The following is a 15463-nucleotide window of genomic DNA, read 5'->3' on the forward strand; positions in this document are numbered from 1 at the left end:
CGATTACTCCGCGGCGGGCGGCGTGCTGTCAGCGGCCGGAGCCACCGGCGCAGCTTCGCGCTCAGGACGGTCGATCAGCGCCTTCATCGACAGCTTGATGCGACCCTTCTCGTCGGTCTCAAGCACTTTGACCTTGACGACCTGACCTTCCTGCAGGAAGTCGGTCACCTTCTCGACGCGCTGGTGGGCGATCTGGCTGATGTGCAGCAGGCCGTCCTTGCCAGGCAGCAGGTTCACGAGCGCGCCGAAGTCCAGGATCTTGACGATCGGACCTTCGTAGACCTTGCCCACTTCAACTTCGGCCGTGATTTCCTGGATGCGCTTCTTGGCAAGCTCGGCCTTGTCGGCGTCGGTCGAGGCGATCGTGATGGTGCCGTCTTCGCCGATGTCGATGGTCGTGCCGGTTTCTTCGGTCAGCGCGCGGATGGTCGAGCCGCCCTTGCCGATGACATCACGGATCTTCTCCGGGTTGATCTTCATCGTGTACAGGCGCGGCGCGAACTGCGACACCTCGGTGTTGGCCGTGCCCATGGCTTCGACCATCTTGCCCAGGATGTGCAGGCGGGCTTCCTTGGCTTGCGCCAGCGCGACCTGCATGATTTCCTTGGTGATGCCCTGGATCTTGATGTCCATCTGCAGGGCGGTGATGCCGGTCGTCGTGCCGGCCACCTTGAAGTCCATGTCGCCCAGGTGATCTTCGTCACCCAGGATGTCGGTCAGCACGGCGAAGCGGTTGGCGTCCTTGATGAGGCCCATGGCGATGCCGGCCACGTGGGCCTTCATCGGCACGCCGGCGTCCATCAGCGCCAGGCAGCCGCCGCAGACGGAAGCCATCGACGACGAGCCGTTGGACTCGGTGATTTCGGAGACCACACGCAGCGAGTAGGGGAAGTCTTCCTTGCTCGGCAGCGCGGCGATCAGCGCGCGCTTGGCGAGGCGGCCGTGGCCGATTTCGCGGCGCTTGGGGCTGCCCACACGGCCCGTCTCGCCGGTGGCGAAGGGGGGCATGTTGTAGTGCATCATGAAGCGGTCTTCGAACTCGCCGTCCAGCGCATCGATGCGCTGCGCGTCACGGTCGGTGCCCAGCGTGGCGATGACCAGCGCCTGCGTCTCGCCGCGCGTGAACAGCGCCGAGCCGTGGGTACGCGGCAGGATGCCGTTGCGGATCTCGATGGGGCGCACGGTGCGGGTGTCGCGGCCGTCGATGCGCGGCTCGCCGGCCAGGATCTGGCTGCGCACGATGCGGGCTTCGATCTCGAACAGCAGGCCTTCGACCTCGACCTTGTCGAACTCGACGCCCTCGCCCTTCAGCGCGGCGAACACGCTGGCGGTCACGCCGCGGCAGGCTTGCGTACGGGCCTGCTTGGAGCGGATCTGGTAGGCCTCGCGCAGAGGGCCCTCGGCCAGCGCGTTGACCTTGGCGATGAAGGCTTCGTCCTTGGCAGGCGCGGTCCAGTTCCAGGCCGGCTTGCCGGCGTCACGCACCAGCTCGTTGATCGCGGCGATGGCGACGTTGCCTTGATCGTGACCGTAGACGACGGCGCCGAGCATCACTTCTTCCGACAGGCCAGAGGCCTCGGACTCGACCATCAGCACGGCGGCTTGCGTGCCGGCGACGACCAGGTCCATCTTGCTGTTGACCAGCTCGGACTTGCTCGGGTTCAGCACGTACTCGCCATTGACGTAGCCCACGCGGGCGGCGCCGATCGGGCCGTTGAACGGGATGCCGGAGATGGCCAGCGCGGCGGAGGTGCCGATCATTGCGGCGATGTCGGCCTGCACTTCGGGGTTCAGGCTCACCACGTGGATGACGACCTGGACTTCATTGAAGAAGCCTTCCGGGAACAGCGGGCGGATCGGGCGGTCGATCAGGCGGCTGGTCAGTGTCTCGTGCTCGGAGGGGCGGCCCTCGCGCTTGAAGAAGCTGCCGGGGATCTTGCCGGCGGCGTAGGTCTTCTCGAGGTAATCGACGGTCAGCGGGAAGAAGTCCTGGCCGGCCTTGGCTTCGGTCTTGGCGACCACGGTGGCCAGCACGACGGTGCCTTCGATGTTGACGAGGACGGCACCACTGGACTGGCGGGCAACTTCACCCGTTTCCAGCACGACTTGGTGGCGGCCCCATTGGAAGGACTTCGTGACCTTGTTGAACATGGACATGCTCATCTCCTGGTTGTTGTGGGTGCGGCGGCACCCGGGGGAACCGGGAACGAGACTGGGTTTGGTCCAGATGCCATTCCAGGGCGGTTCAGGCAAACCGTCTTGGAATGATCCGACACCACGTCAGCTCGGTTCCGGCAGATGGACAAAGAGCCTGTACTGGGCTTGAGGACCAGACAGGCTCCGTGTCGGAATCGGTGAATTACTTGCGCAGGCCCAGCTTGGCGATCAGCGCGACATAACGGCTGGAGTCGACGCGCTTCAGGTAGGCCAGCAGGCTCTTGCGGGTGTTGACCATCTTCAGCAGACCACGGCGGCCGTGGTGGTCCTTGGCGTGGGTCTTGAAGTGGGGGGTCAGCTCGTTGATGCGAGCGGTCAGCAGGGCGACTTGGACTTCGGGGCTGCCGGTGTCATTGGCGCTGCGGGCATTGGCCTTGACGATTTCGGCCTTGTTCAGATCGGCGACGGACATTGTGTTTTCCAAAAAGGTTTCGGAAGTCCGGCCGGGCGAGACGCACTACAAGCGCTGCCGCAGACGGTTTCCGGGGTTGACTTGCGGACACGGGGGAAACCACCCCGAGCCGTGCTGTGCCGCCCGGCTTTTCGCCAGACGCTTCTTCTGCACCATGAAGCGCAAAAGCCGCGGAGTATAGCGTAGCCAGCATCACCGCCCGCCTTCACCTCCGCCCTCTCCTCGCCACGGACCGGCGCAAGTGCGGCAATTCGGGCCGGTTTCAAGGGCCTCAAACGCGCCACCCTGCAAATGCGTGAGTTCTCTTGTGCCGGCGCACAACCGCTCTTGAAGCGCTTACGCACTGCCCTATCTCTCGGTCATCGGGTGCTGCTCCCGACTGGTTCAGCAGCGCAACCAACGGAGTTTCACCATGTTCTATCTGACCCACCCCCGCCACGTCGCCCGAGTCCTGCGGCAGTTTGACGTCGATGCCGACGCCGCCCGCACGCCGGCCCTGGACGTCAGCGAAGACGACAAGGGCTACCGCGTCACCGTGGACATGCCCGGCGTCGCCAAGGAGGCCGTCAAGGTCTGCATCGAAGGCCGCCGTGTCGGCATCGAAACCGCCACCGAGGAAGCCGCACCGACCGACGGCTCGCGCCTGCTCTACCGCGAGCGCCGTGCCGCCCGCTACGCCCGCAGCTTCGCGCTGCCGACCGAGATCGACCAAGGCCAGTCCGAGGCCCGCTTCGAGAACGGTGTGCTGACGCTGAACCTGGTCAAGCGCGTCGCCGAGAACGGCGGCCAGCTGACCGTGCTCTAAGCCGCACCCAGCTCCCATCGCGGGCGCACGGCAAAGCCGCCGCCCTCGCCCGGAGGCGTCAGGCCGCGCTGCACACGCAGCGCGGCGGCCATCGCGATCATGGCGCCGTTGTCGGTGCACAAGGACAACTGGGGGTAGTGCACGCGCACGCTCCGTTTCTCGCAGGCGGCGTTCAACTGTTCGCGCAGCCGGGCGTTCGCGCCCACGCCACCGGCAACGACGAGGCGCTTCAGCCCCGTGGCCTTGAGCGCCAGCAACGACTTCTTCACCAGCACCTCGACGATCGCCGCCTGCGTGGACGCGGCGAGGTCGGCCTTGGTCTGCTCACAAGGGGAGTCGCCGATCTTCTTCACCTGGGTCAGCACCGCCGTCTTCAGGCCGGCAAAGCTGAAATCCGGCCTGCCGCTGTGCAGCAGCGGGCGCGGCAATGCGAAGGCCTCGGGGTTGCCGAACTCGGCCATGCGCGCCAGGTGCGGGCCGCCGGGGTACGGCAGGCCGAGCAGCTTGGCACTCTTGTCGAAGGCCTCTCCTGCGGCGTCATCGATGGTCTCGCCGAGCATCTCGTAGCTGCCGACGTCGTCCACGCGCATCAACTGCGTGTGGCCGCCACTGACCAGCAGCGCGACGAAGGGGAACTCCGGTGGATCGATCGAGAGGAAGGGCGACAGCAGGTGCCCTTCGAGGTGATGGATCGGCAGCGCCGGCACATCCAGCGCAGCGGCGAGCGAGACGGCCACACCGGCGCCGACGAGCAGCGCGCCCGCCAGGCCGGGCCCTTGCGTGTAGGCAATCAGGTCGACATCACGCAGCGACAGCCGCGCCTGCGACAGCACCTCGCGCGCCAGCGGCAGCACGCGGCGCACGTGGTCGCGCGAGGCCAGTTCGGGCACGACACCGCCATAGGCCTGGTGCATGGAAATCTGGCTGTGCAGCGCCTGCGCCAGCAGCCTCGGCGGCGCATCGCCCGTCACCTCGACGAGCGCCACCCCGGTCTCGTCGCAGGACGACTCGAAACCCAGGATGCGCTGGCCCGAACTCACTTGCCTTCCTTGGCGTGGTTGATCGAGTACTTGGGAATCTCGACCGTGACGTCCTGCTGGCGCAGCAGCGCCTGACAGGACAGGCGCGAGTCGGGCTCCAGCCCCCAGGCGCGGTCCAGCATGTCTTCCTCGTCCTCTTCCATCTCGGAAAGGGAGCGGCCGCCCTCGCGCACGATGACGTGGCACGTCGTGCAGGCGCAGACCTGGTCACAGGCATGCTCGATATGGATGTCGTTGTCCAGCAGCGCTTCGCAGATCGACGTGCCGGGCGCCGCGGTGATGCTGGCGCCGTCGGGGCAGTACTCGGCGTGCGGGAGGATCTTGATGACGGGCATGGGGTTCTTTCAGAGAGCCGAGACATTGCGGCCGGTCAGCGCGCGGGCGATCGAGCGGTTCATGCGCTCGGCTGCAAAGCCTTCGGTCGCCTCGGCGAGCGCCTTCACGGCGGCATCGATGGCGTCGGCATCGCCGCTCATGGCGGCCAGGGCCGATAGGCGGGCCTCCAGCGCCTCTCGCTCGGCTTCAGGCAGCAAGTCGCCGTCGGCGGCCAGCGCACTGCGCGTGGCGAGCACCATGCGTTCGGCTTCGACCCTGGCCTCGCGCAGCTTGCGGGCGGCCATGTCGCCCTCGGCGCTGGAGAAGCCGTCTTTCAGCATGTTGGCGATCTCGTCGTCGCCGAGGCCGTAGCTGGGCTTCACGGTGACGGCCGCCTGCACACCCGATGTCAGCTCCTCGGCCGACACGCTGAGCAATCCGTCCGCGTCGACCTGGAAGCTGACGCGGATGCGCGCCGCACCGGCCACCATGGCCGGGATGCCGCGCAGCTCGAAGCGTGCGAGCGACCGGCATTCGCTGACCAGCTCGCGCTCGCCTTGCACCACGTGGATGGCCATGGCCGTCTGGCCGTCCTTGAAGGTGGTGAAGTCCTGCGCCTTGGCGACGGGGATGGTCGAATTGCGCTCGATGACGCGCTCGACCAGGCCACCCATCGTTTCCAGCCCCAGCGACAGCGGGATCACGTCCAGCAGCAGGATCTCGCCATCGGCCGCGTTGCCGGCGAGCTGGTTGGCCTGGATGGCCGCGCCCAGCGCGACGACTTCGTCGGGGTTCAGGTTGGTCAGCACCTCGCGGCCGAACAGCTCGCTCACCGCATGGCGCACGACCGGCATGCGTGTGGAGCCACCCACCATGACGGCACCGTGCACGTCGGCCGCCTTGACCTTGGCGTCGCGCAGCACTCGCTTGACGGACGACAGCGTCTTGGCGATCAGTGGCTGAGCCAGCGCTTCGAACTGGGCACGCGTGACCGCCACGCGGAGTTCGCCCGCGTCCAGTGCAGCCACCAGCTCCGTCGACTCGACATCCGACAGCGCTTCCTTGGCCGCGCGCGCGGCGACGAGGACGGCGCGCTTGTCGTGCGCAGATTCGACGGCGCGGCCCGCGAGCGCCCAGTCGGCCAGTGCACGATCGAAGTCGTCACCGCCCAGGGCCGCGTCGCCGCCCGTGGCCACCACTTCGAACACGCCGCGCGTCCGGCGCAGCAGCGAAATGTCGAAAGTGCCGCCGCCGAGGTCATAGACGGCGTAGAGACCTTCGCTGGCGTTGTCCAGGCCATAGGCGATGGCTGCGGCGGTGGGTTCGTTGATGAGGCGCAGCACCTTGAGGCCAGCCAGTTCCGCGGCGTCCTTGGTGGCCTGACGCTGGGCGTCGTCGAAGTACGCCGGCACCGTGATGACGGCGCCGAACAAGTCGTCGGCAAAGCTGTCCTCGGCGCGGAAGCGCAGCGTGGCCAGGATTTCGGCGGACACCTCGACGGGGCTCTTCACGCCGTCGCGCGTCGCGATGGCCAGCATGCCGGGGCGGTCCTCGAACCGGTAGGGCAGCTGCTCGCGGCTGGCCACGTCGGCCAGGCTGCGACCCATGAAGCGCTTGACCGAGACGATGGTGTTCTCGGGGTCCTCAGCCTGCGCGGCGAGCGCGTCGGCACCGATCTGGCGGCGGCCTCCGGGCAGGTAGCGCACGGCGGACGGCAGGATCACGCGGCCTTGCTCGTCGGGCAGGCATTCGGCCACACCGTGGCGCACAGCCGCGACGAGGGAATGCGTCGTGCCGAGGTCGATGCCGACGGCGATGCGGCGCTGGTGCGGGTCGGGCGATGCGCCCGGTTCGGAGATTTGAAGAAGGGCCATCAGGCGTCGAGCGCTGCAAGGCGCTGGTCGATATCGGCGCGGAATCGCTGGATGAACATCAGCGCCCTCACCTGCGCGGCGGCGGCCGGCGCGTCGTTGTTGTCGTCGAGCAGACGCTGGGCCCGGGCCAGCGCGGCGGTTTCGGCTTGTGCAGCTTCGGCATCCAGGGCTTCCAGCTCGCCTTCGCTGCTGGCGGCGTCGAGTGCCTCGCGCCATTCCATCTGCTGCATCAGGAAGGCCGTCGGCATCTGCGTGTTGTTCTCGGCCTGCACCGGCACGCCGCGCAGCTCACACAGGTAGGCGGCGCGCCTGAGCGGATCCTTCAGGCGCTGGTAGCCCTCGTTGACGCGCATCGCCCACTGCATGGCCACGCGCTGGGCGGCGGCGCCCTCGGCCGCGAAGCGATCGGGGTGCACCTCGGCCTGCAGCGCCTTCCAGCGCGCGTCGATATCGGCGCGCTGCTGGGCCTGCGTTTCAGGCAGGCCGAAGAGCTGGAAATCGTTGTCGGTCAGGCGCATGGCGGGAATGAAAAAGGCGCGGTCTGCACCGCGCCCAGGCTCGATTCAATGGCGGTCACACCCGGAAAGACTCGCCGCAGCCGCAGCGGTCCTTCTCACGCGGGTTGCGGAACTTGAAGCCTTCGTTCAGGCCTTCGCGGACAAAGTCCAGCTCCGTGCCGTCGAGGTAGGGCAGGCTCTTGGGGTCGATGAGGATCTTGACCTCATGGCCCTCGAAAACCACGTCCTCGGGCGCCACGTCGTCGGCGTACTCCAGCTTGTAGGCCAGGCCCGAGCAGCCGGTCGTCTTCACGCCCAGGCGCACGCCGACGCCTTTGCCGCGTTTGGCGATGTAGCGCTTGACGTGGCGGGCCGCGGCTTCGGTGAGGGTGACCGACATGGGCTTAATTGGCGTGCTTGGCGCGGTAGTCGTCCACGGCTGCCTTGATGGCGTCTTCGGCCAGGATGGAGCAGTGGATCTTGACCGGCGGCAGCGCCAGCTCTTCGGCGATCTGGGTGTTCTTGATCGTCAGCGCCTCGTCCAGGCTCTTGCCCTTGACCCATTCGGTCACGAGCGAGCTGGAGGCGATGGCCGAGCCGCAGCCATAGGTCTTGAACTTGGCGTCCTCGATGAGGCCGGTCGCCGGGTTGACCTTGATCTGCAGTTTCATCACGTCGCCGCAGGCGGGCGCGCCGACCATGCCGGTGCCAACGTCATCGCTGTTGTCGAACTTGCCGACGTTGCGGGGGTTCTCGTAGTGGTCAACGACCTTTTCGCTGTATGCCATGGTGTTCTCCTGTGTCGACGATGATCAGTGGGCAGCCCACTGGATGGTCGAGATGTCGATGCCGTCCTTGTACATGTCCCAAAGCGGGGACAGTTCGCGCAGCTTGGCCACGCGGTCGGTCAGCACGCTGATCGCGTAGTCGATTTCCTCTTCGGTCGTGAAGCGGCCGATCGTCATGCGCAACGAGCTGTGCGCCAGTTCGTCGCTGCGGCCGAGCGCACGCAGCACATAGCTGGGCTCCAGGCTGGCCGACGTGCAGGCCGAGCCGGACGACACCGCCAGGCCCTTCACGCCCATGATCAGGGACTCGCCCTCGACATAGTTGAACGAGATGTTCAGGTTGTGCGGCACGCGCTGCTCGAGGTCGCCGTTGATGAAGGTCTGCTCGATGCCCGACAGGCCCTGGATGAGCTTGTTGTGCAGCGCGCGGATGCGTTCGCTCTCCGTGCCCATCTCCTCACGGGCGATGCGGAAGGCCTCGCCCATGCCGACGATCTGGTGCACCGGCAGCGTGCCGGAACGCATGCCACGTTCGTGCCCGCCGCCGTGCATCTGCGCTTCCAGGCGAACGCGCGGCTTGCGGCGCACGTAAAGCGCACCGATGCCCTTCGGGCCGTAGGTCTTGTGCGAGGCCAGGCTCATCAGGTCGATGGGCAGCTTGGCCAGGTCGATCTCGACCTTGCCGGTGGCCTGGGCCGCGTCGACGTGGAAGATGATGCCGCGCTCGCGACACAGGTTGCCCAGCGCGACGACGTCCTGGATGACGCCGATCTCGTTGTTCACGTACATGACCGAGGCCAGGATGGTGTCCGGGCGCAGCGCGGCCTTGAAGGCTTCCAGGTCGACGAGGCCGTTCTCCAGCACGTCGAGGTAGGTCACCTCGAAGCCCTGCCGCTCCAGCTCGCGCATGGTGTCGAGCACCGCCTTGTGCTCGGTCTTCACGGTGATGAGGTGCTTGCCGCGCGTCTTGTAGAACTGCGCGGCGCCTTTCAGTGCGAGGTTGTTGGACTCGGTGGCCCCAGACGTCCAGACGATCTCGCGCGGGTCGGCGCCGATCAGCTCGGCGACCTGCACGCGCGCCTTCTCGACCGCCTCTTCCGCTTCCCAACCCCAGGCGTGGCTGCGCGATGCCGGGTTGCCGAAGTGCTCGCGCAACCAGGGAATCATTGCGTCCACCACGCGGGGGTCGCACGGCGTCGTGGCGCCGTAATCGAGGTAGATCGGGAAGTGCGGGGTCATGTCCATGGAACGACTGCTTCTTTGAGTTCTTTTGACTTACTTGGTGAACGCGCCACCCAGCGCGAACACCGAGTTCGGTGCCGTCACGCGGATCGGCTTGAGCACCGGCTGCGACGAGATCGCGCGCTTGACCGGCGCCGCCTCGACCTCGAAGCCCTTGGCGAGCTGCTCATCGGCAAGCTTGCGCAGGGAGACGGAGTCCAGGTACTCGATCATCTTGGCGTTCAGGTTGGTCCAGAGTTCATGGGTGATGCAGCGGCCGCTGTCCTCGCCCATGCAATTTTCCTTGCCGCCGCAGCCGGTGGCGTCCAGCGCCTCGTCCACGGCGACGATGATGTCGGCGACCGTGATGTCCTCGGCCTTGCGGCCCAGCGAGTAGCCGCCGCCCGGGCCGCGGGTGCTTTCCACCAGTTCATGGCGGCGAAGCTTGCCGAACAGCTGCTCCAGGTAGGACAGGGAGATCTGCTGCCGCTGGCTGATGGCCGCCAGGGCGACCGGGCCGGTATTCTCGCGCAGCGCCAAGTCCAGCATCGCGGTGACGGCAAAGCGGCCTTTGGTGGTGAGACGCATACGAAACTCCTTTGCGAGAATGCCTGAACCCGATTTGTCCAGGTCAATGGATTCGGGGTTAACCCGGGATGACCGGGACAATAGCCGACTGAATCATTTCCGATGATTTTACTCGACTATTGCCCCACCTCCCAGGGTGGGGGCGGGTAGCCCCAGTTTCAACAGGCCTTTTTGCTGCGCCGCAGCAGCGTCAGCGCGGCGAGCCGGCCTTGCGGGCGTTGTCCAGCGGGACGATGTTGTCGTGCACCCGGGCGCCAAAGGCCTGCTCGCGCAACTGGGCCAACTGGTCTCGCAGGCGCGCGGCCTGTTCGAACTCCAGGTTGCGGGCATGCTCCAGCATCTGCTTTTCGAGCTGGGCAATACGTTTGGCCAGATCCTTCTCCGACAAGTCCTCGACCTTGGCCGCCGCCAGCAACTTGGCGTCGTCGCGGCCCGATTCCGCCGAATACACGCCGTCGATGAGGTCCTTGATGCGTTTTTGCACGCTGCGCGGCGTGATGCCGTTGGCCTCGTTGAAGGCGATCTGCTTGGCACGGCGCCGCTCGGTCTCGCCGATCGCCTTCTTCATCGACTCGGTGATGCGGTCGGCGTAGAGGATGGCCTTGCCGTTCAGGTTGCGCGCCGCCCGGCCGATCGTCTGGATCAGGCTGCGCTCGGCGCGCAGGAATCCTTCTTTGTCGGCGTCCAGGATGGCAACCAGTGACACCTCCGGAATGTCCAGCCCTTCGCGCAGCAGGTTGATGCCCACCAGCACGTCGAAAGCGCCCAGGCGCAGGTCACGCAGGATCTCGACGCGCTCCACCGTGTCCACGTCCGAGTGCAGGTATCGCACCTTCACGCCGTTGTCGCTCAGGTAGTCGGTCAGCTGCTCGGCCATGCGCTTGGTCAGCGTGGTGATCAGCACGCGCTCGTTGACCTCCACGCGCAGGCGGATCTCCTGAAGCACGTCGTCAACCTGGTGCGTGGCCGGCCGCACTTCGACGGTGGGGTCGACCAGGCCGGTCGGCCGCACGACCTGCTCGACCACCTGCCCCGCGTTGTCCTGCTCGTACTGCGCCGGCGTCGCCGAGACGAATACCGCCTGGCGCATCTTGCGCTCGAACTCGGCGAACTTCAGCGGCCGGTTGTCCAGCGCCGACGGCAGGCGGAAGCCGTACTCCACCAGCGTCGTCTTGCGCGCCCGGTCGCCGTTGTACATGCCGCCGAACTGGCCGATCAGCACATGGCTCTCGTCCAGGAACATCAGGGCGTCGGGCGGCAGGTAGTCCACCAGCGTCGGCGGCGGGTCGCCCGGCTGGGCGCCTGACAGATGGCGCGTGTAGTTCTCGATGCCCTTGCAATGCCCCACCTCGTTGAGCATCTCGAGGTCGAAGCGGGTGCGCTGCTCGATGCGTTGCGCCTCGACGAGCTTGCCTTCCTTGACGAAGAAGGCGACGCGCTCGCGCAGCTCCTCCTTGATCGCTTCGGCGGCCGACAGCACGCGGTCGCGCGGCGTCACGTAGTGGCTGCTCGGGTAGACGGTGAAGCGCGGGATCTTCTGGCGGATGTGGCCCGTCAGCGGGTCGAACAGCGACAGCGCCTCGATTTCGTCGTCGAAGAGCTCGATGCGGATGGCCAGCTCCGAGTGCTCCGCCGGAAACACGTCGATGGTGTCGCCGCGCACGCGGAAATGCCCACGGGTGAACTCCATCTCGTTGCGCGTGTACTGCATGCGGATGAGATGGGCGATGACGTCGCGCTGGCCCAGCTTGTCGCCCACCCGCAGCGTCATCACCATCTGGTGGTAATCGCTCGGGCTGCCAATGCCGTAGATGGCCGACACCGACGCGACGATGACCACGTCGCGGCGTTCCAACAGGCTCTTGGTACAGGACAGGCGCAGCTGCTCGATGTGCTCGTTGATCGCGCTGTCCTTCTCGATGAACAGGTCGCGCTGGGGCACGTAGGCCTCGGGCTGGTAGTAGTCGTAATAGCTGACGAAGTATTCGACCGCATTGTTCGGAAAGAAGTCCCGGAACTCGCTGTACAGCTGCGCGGCCAGCGTCTTGTTGGGCGCAAAGATGATGGCCGGCCGGCCGAGGCGGGCGATGACGTTGGCCATCGTGAAGGTCTTGCCTGAGCCCGTCACGCCCAGCAGCGTCTGGTAGCTGAGGCCGTCGTTGATGCCTTCGACCAACTGGGCGATGGCGGTCGGCTGGTCGCCCGCTGGCGGGAACGGCTGGAACAGCTGGAACGGCGAGCCTTCGAAGCTGACGAATTCGCCCTTGCGCTCCTCCGAGTCGCTTTCCGAGCCAGGCATGGCGTTCAAGGCTTTCTGCATGAGGGATTCCCAGGGTTCACGGGGCAAAATTGCTGCGCTGCGAAACACGGCAGGTTAGCGCAGACCCCAATCCCTCGCCCTCCCCCTCCTGCCAACGTCCTTTCAGGAATCCCGTCATGTCCCAGTCGCTATTCGCCGATGTCGCCCTCGCTCCCCGTGACCCCATCCTCGGCCTGAACGAGCAGTTCAACGCCGACACCCGGCCGGGCAAGGTCAACCTCGGCGTCGGCGTCTACTACGACGAAGCCGGCAAGCTGCCGCTGCTGAAGTGCGTGCGCGAAGCCGAGGCCGCCATGGCTGCCGCTCCCAAGCCGCGCGGCTACCTGCCCATCGACGGCATCGCCGTCTACGACAAGGCGGTGCAGAAGCTGGTGTTCGGCAGTGAATTGAAGAATGTCGCCACCGTGCAGGCGCTGGGCGGCACCGGTGCGCTGAAGATCGGCGCCGATTTCCTGAAGCAGCTCAACCCCGGCTCCAAGGTGCTGATCTCCGACCCGAGCTGGGAGAACCACCGCGCGCTGTTCACGCAGGCCGGCTTCACCGTCGAGACCTACCCGTACTATGACGCCCAGCGCAAGGGCATCAACTTCGACGGCATGCTGGCCGCGCTGAACGCCGCCCCGGCGGGCACCGTCGTCGTGCTGCACGCCTGCTGCCACAACCCGACCGGCTACGACATCACGGCCGCGCAATGGTGCGAGGTCGTCGCCGCCGTCAAGGCCAAGGGCCTGACGCCCTTCCTCGACATGGCCTACCAAGGCTTCGGCTTCGGCCTGAAGGAAGACGGCGAGGCCGTGCGCCAGTTCCTGGCCGCCGGCGTCGGCTTCTTCGTGTCGACCAGCTTCTCCAAGAGCTTCTCGCTGTACGGCGAACGCGTCGGCGCGCTGAGCGTGGTCTGCAGCGGCGATGAAGAGGCGGCGCGCGTGCTGTCGCAGCTGAAGATCATGATCCGCACCAACTACTCCAACCCGCCGACGCACGGCGCCCAGGTCGTGGCGCAAGTGCTGTCAGACGACAAGTTGCGTGCGCTGTGGGAGGACGAACTGGCCGGCATGCGCACTCGCATCAAGGCGATGCGCGGCGCGCTGGTCGCCGCGCTGAAGAGCGCTGGGGTCACGCAAGACCTTGGCTTCGTCACCGAGCAGCTCGGCATGTTCAGCTATTCGGGCCTGTCCGCCGCCCAGATGCAGCGCCTGCGGGGCGAGTTCGGCGTCTATGGCGTCGACTCCGGCCGCATCTGCGTCGCGGCGTTGAACGAAGGGAATCTGCCGACCGTCGCCGCCGCGATGGCGGCCGTGCTGAAGGGTTGACGTCAGCCACGAATGCGCAGGATTGGCGGTTTGACCGCCACTGCGCATGCTGCAGCGCACAAAGAAGACAGCGTTTTCTGGCACCATTGGGCCATTCCTGTCCCTCGTCCAAGGCTCGCCATGCTGTATCAGCTCTTCGAAACCCAGCGCGCCCTGCTCAGCCCCTTCTCGGAGTTTGCCGCCGCGTCGGCCAAGCTTTACAGCCATCCGCTGTCGCCTTTCGCGCACACGCCCATGGCCCAGCGCCTGTCCGCCGGCCTGGATCTCGCGCACCGACTGGCCAAGGACTACGAGAAGCCCGAGTTCGACATCAAGTCTGTCGAGGTCGACGGCGTCGATGTCGCCGTGCAGGAGCTGGTCGCGCTGGAAAAGCCCTTCTGTCGCCTGCTGCGCTTCAAGCGCTACACGGACGACCTGGCGGTTTTGTCGCGGATGAAGGACCAGCCCACGGTCCTGGTCGTGGCGCCGCTGTCCGGCCACCACAGCACGCTGCTGCGTGAAACCGTCAAGCAACTGCTGAAGACGCACAAGGTCTACATCACCGACTGGACCGATGCCCGCATGGTGCCGCTGGAAGTCGGCGCCTTCCACCTGGACGACTACATCGCCTACGTGCAGGAGTTCATCCGCCACGTCGGCGGTGCCGACAGCCACGTCATCTCGGTCTGCCAGCCCACCGTGCCGGTGCTGGCTGCCATCTCACTGATGGCCAGCCGCGGCGAGCCGACGCCGCGCAGCATGACCATGATGGGCGGCCCCATCGATGCCCGCAAGAGTCCGACGGCCGTCAACAACCTGGCCATGAACCGCAGCTACAGCTGGTTCGAGACCAACGTCATCTACCGCGTGCCGACCAACTTCCCCGGCGCCGGCCGCGCGGTCTACCCGGGTTTCCTGCAGCACACCGGCTTCGTCGCGATGAACCCGGACCGCCACCTCTCCTCGCATTACGACTATTTCCTAGACCTGGTGCGTGGCGACGACGAAGGCGCCGAGGCCCACCGCCGCTTCTACGACGAGTACAACGCCGTGCTCGACATGCCGGCCGAGTACTACCTTGACACCATCAAGACCGTGTTCCAGGACTTCGCGCTGGTCAACGGCACCTGGGAGGTCGACGGCCAGTTGGTGCGCCCGCAGGACATCACGACCACCGCGCTGCTGACGGTCGAAGGCGAACTGGACGACATCTCCGGCGCCGGCCAGACCAAGGCGGCCCACGACATCTGCTCCGGCGTGCCCAGGCAGCACCAGTTCCACTACGACGCCATTGGCGCCGGCCACTACGGCATCTTCTCGGGCCGCCGCTGGCGCGACAACGTCTACCCGCAGGTGCGCGATTTCATCGCCAAATATGAAGCCGCGCCGCTGAAGAAGACCGCCAAGGCCGCGGCCCCGGCACCCCGCGCACGCCGCAAAGCGTGAACCTCGCCGCGCTGATCGACGCCGCCCTGCCGCAGACCCAATGCACCCGCTGCGGCTACCCGGACTGCCGCGGCTACGCCGACGCCGTCGCCACGGCTGAAGCGGAGATCAACCAATGCCCGCCCGGCGGCGCCGAGGGCGTCGCGCGGCTCGCGGCGATCACCGGCCGCCCGGTCCTGCCTCTGAACCCCGCCAACGGTGTCGAGGCCACGCGGGGCGTCGCCGTCATCGACGAAGCCTGGTGCATCGGCTGCACGCTGTGCATCAAGGTCTGCCCGGCGGACTGCATCGTCGGCGCGCCGAAGGCGATGCATGTCGTCGTCGCTGCCCAATGCACCGGCTGCGAGCTCTGTGTGCCCGCCTGCCCGGTCGATTGCATCTCCATGCCCGAGGTCACGACCACGACCGGCTGGGCCGCCTGGAGCCAGCCCCAGGCCGCCGAGGCCCGCGAGCGCTACGTCTTCCGCCAGTTCCGCCGCCATCGCGAGGCCGAGGAGAACGATGCCCGCCTGATGGCCAAGGCCGAAGCCAAGCTGGCCGATGTCGCCGCGGCGTCCGCCATCACCGACCCCGCGCTGCTGGACCGCAAGCGCGCCGTCATCGAGGCGGCCCTGTCCCGGGCGCGGGCCAAGCGGGGTTGAAGGCGGCCGA

Annotated in this window: 15 protein-coding genes; 4 read left to right on the forward strand and 11 right to left on the reverse strand. The window is 66.7% G+C overall.

What is annotated here, in order from left to right:
• Nucleotides 1-3: 3 nt before the first annotated feature.
• Both pnp and rpsO read right to left on the reverse strand, forming a co-directional pair.
• Nucleotides 4-2157, reverse strand: a complete 2154-nt coding sequence (pnp, locus tag ASD35_RS19260; RefSeq protein ID WP_056877432.1) for a polyribonucleotide nucleotidyltransferase — start codon at nt 2155-2157, stop codon at nt 4-6.
• A 202-nt stretch (nt 2158-2359) separates the two neighbouring features.
• Nucleotides 2360-2629 (reverse strand): 30S ribosomal protein S15, encoded by a 270-nt coding sequence (gene rpsO, locus ASD35_RS19265; RefSeq protein WP_056876579.1) that lies wholly within the window; start codon nt 2627-2629, stop codon nt 2360-2362.
• Nucleotides 2630-3041: 412 nt separating this feature from the next.
• Between rpsO and ASD35_RS19270 the strand changes: the two genes are divergently transcribed.
• Nucleotides 3042-3434 carry an Hsp20/alpha crystallin family protein gene (locus ASD35_RS19270; RefSeq protein ID WP_056876580.1) on the forward strand — a complete coding sequence of 131 codons (393 nt, stop codon included), beginning with the start codon at nt 3042-3044 and terminating at the stop codon, nt 3432-3434.
• Here ASD35_RS19270 and tsaD read toward each other — a convergent pair.
• From tsaD to uvrB, 9 genes are all read right to left on the reverse strand, one after another.
• A complete protein-coding gene (gene tsaD, locus ASD35_RS19275; RefSeq protein ID WP_056876581.1) occupies nt 3431-4474 on the reverse strand; it encodes a tRNA (adenosine(37)-N6)-threonylcarbamoyltransferase complex transferase subunit TsaD in 1044 nt (347 codons plus the stop codon). The genes ASD35_RS19270 and tsaD overlap by 4 nt on opposite strands.
• Complete coding sequence (gene fdx, locus ASD35_RS19280) at nt 4471-4809, reverse strand: ISC system 2Fe-2S type ferredoxin (protein WP_056876582.1); 339 nt, start codon at nt 4807-4809, stop codon at nt 4471-4473. Before fdx ends, tsaD begins: the two co-directional genes overlap by 4 nt.
• Nucleotides 4810-4818: 9 nt before the next feature.
• A complete protein-coding gene (gene hscA / locus ASD35_RS19285) occupies nt 4819-6663 on the reverse strand; it encodes a Fe-S protein assembly chaperone HscA (RefSeq protein WP_056876583.1) in 1845 nt (614 codons plus the stop codon).
• Nucleotides 6663-7181, reverse strand: coding sequence for a Fe-S protein assembly co-chaperone HscB (gene hscB, locus ASD35_RS19290; protein WP_056876584.1), 519 nt, complete (start codon nt 7179-7181; stop codon nt 6663-6665). Before hscB ends, hscA begins: the two co-directional genes overlap by 1 nt.
• Before the next feature lie 55 nt (nt 7182-7236).
• Nucleotides 7237-7560 (reverse strand): iron-sulfur cluster assembly protein IscA, encoded by a 324-nt coding sequence (gene iscA, locus ASD35_RS19295; RefSeq protein WP_056876585.1) that lies wholly within the window; start codon nt 7558-7560, stop codon nt 7237-7239.
• 4 nt (nt 7561-7564) lie between these two features.
• The gene (iscU, locus tag ASD35_RS19300) at nt 7565-7948 is read right to left on the reverse strand and encodes a Fe-S cluster assembly scaffold IscU (RefSeq protein WP_056876586.1); all 384 of its coding nucleotides are present in this window, start codon (nt 7946-7948) and stop codon (nt 7565-7567) included.
• Between the two features lie 24 nt (nt 7949-7972).
• Nucleotides 7973-9193 (reverse strand): IscS subfamily cysteine desulfurase, encoded by a 1221-nt coding sequence (locus ASD35_RS19305; protein ID WP_056876587.1) that lies wholly within the window; start codon nt 9191-9193, stop codon nt 7973-7975.
• Between the two features lie 30 nt (nt 9194-9223).
• Nucleotides 9224-9757 carry a Fe-S cluster assembly transcriptional regulator IscR gene (gene iscR / locus ASD35_RS19310; protein ID WP_056876588.1) on the reverse strand — a complete coding sequence of 178 codons (534 nt, stop codon included), beginning with the start codon at nt 9755-9757 and terminating at the stop codon, nt 9224-9226.
• Nucleotides 9758-9947: 190 nt separating this feature from the next.
• Entirely contained in the window at nt 9948-12077 is a 2130-nt protein-coding gene (uvrB, locus tag ASD35_RS19315; protein WP_369819232.1) for an excinuclease ABC subunit UvrB, read from the reverse strand.
• 116 nt (nt 12078-12193) lie between these two features.
• Between uvrB and ASD35_RS19320 the strand changes: the two genes are divergently transcribed.
• From ASD35_RS19320 to rsxB, 3 genes are all read left to right on the forward strand, one after another.
• A complete protein-coding gene (locus ASD35_RS19320) occupies nt 12194-13387 on the forward strand; it encodes an amino acid aminotransferase (protein WP_056876589.1) in 1194 nt (397 codons plus the stop codon).
• A gap of 120 nt (nt 13388-13507) precedes the next feature.
• Nucleotides 13508-14812 (forward strand): polyhydroxyalkanoate depolymerase, encoded by a 1305-nt coding sequence (locus tag ASD35_RS19325; protein ID WP_056876590.1) that lies wholly within the window; start codon nt 13508-13510, stop codon nt 14810-14812.
• On the forward strand, nt 14809-15453 hold the full coding sequence (gene rsxB / locus ASD35_RS19330) for an electron transport complex subunit RsxB (protein ID WP_056876591.1): 645 nt from the start codon (nt 14809-14811) through the stop codon (nt 15451-15453). The genes ASD35_RS19325 and rsxB overlap by 4 nt, the downstream gene beginning before the upstream one ends.
• Nucleotides 15454-15463: the final 10 nt, after the last annotated feature.

The organism is Pelomonas sp. Root1444 (assembly GCF_001426885.1).
Classification (GTDB): Bacteria; Pseudomonadota; Gammaproteobacteria; order Burkholderiales; family Burkholderiaceae_C; genus Pelomonas.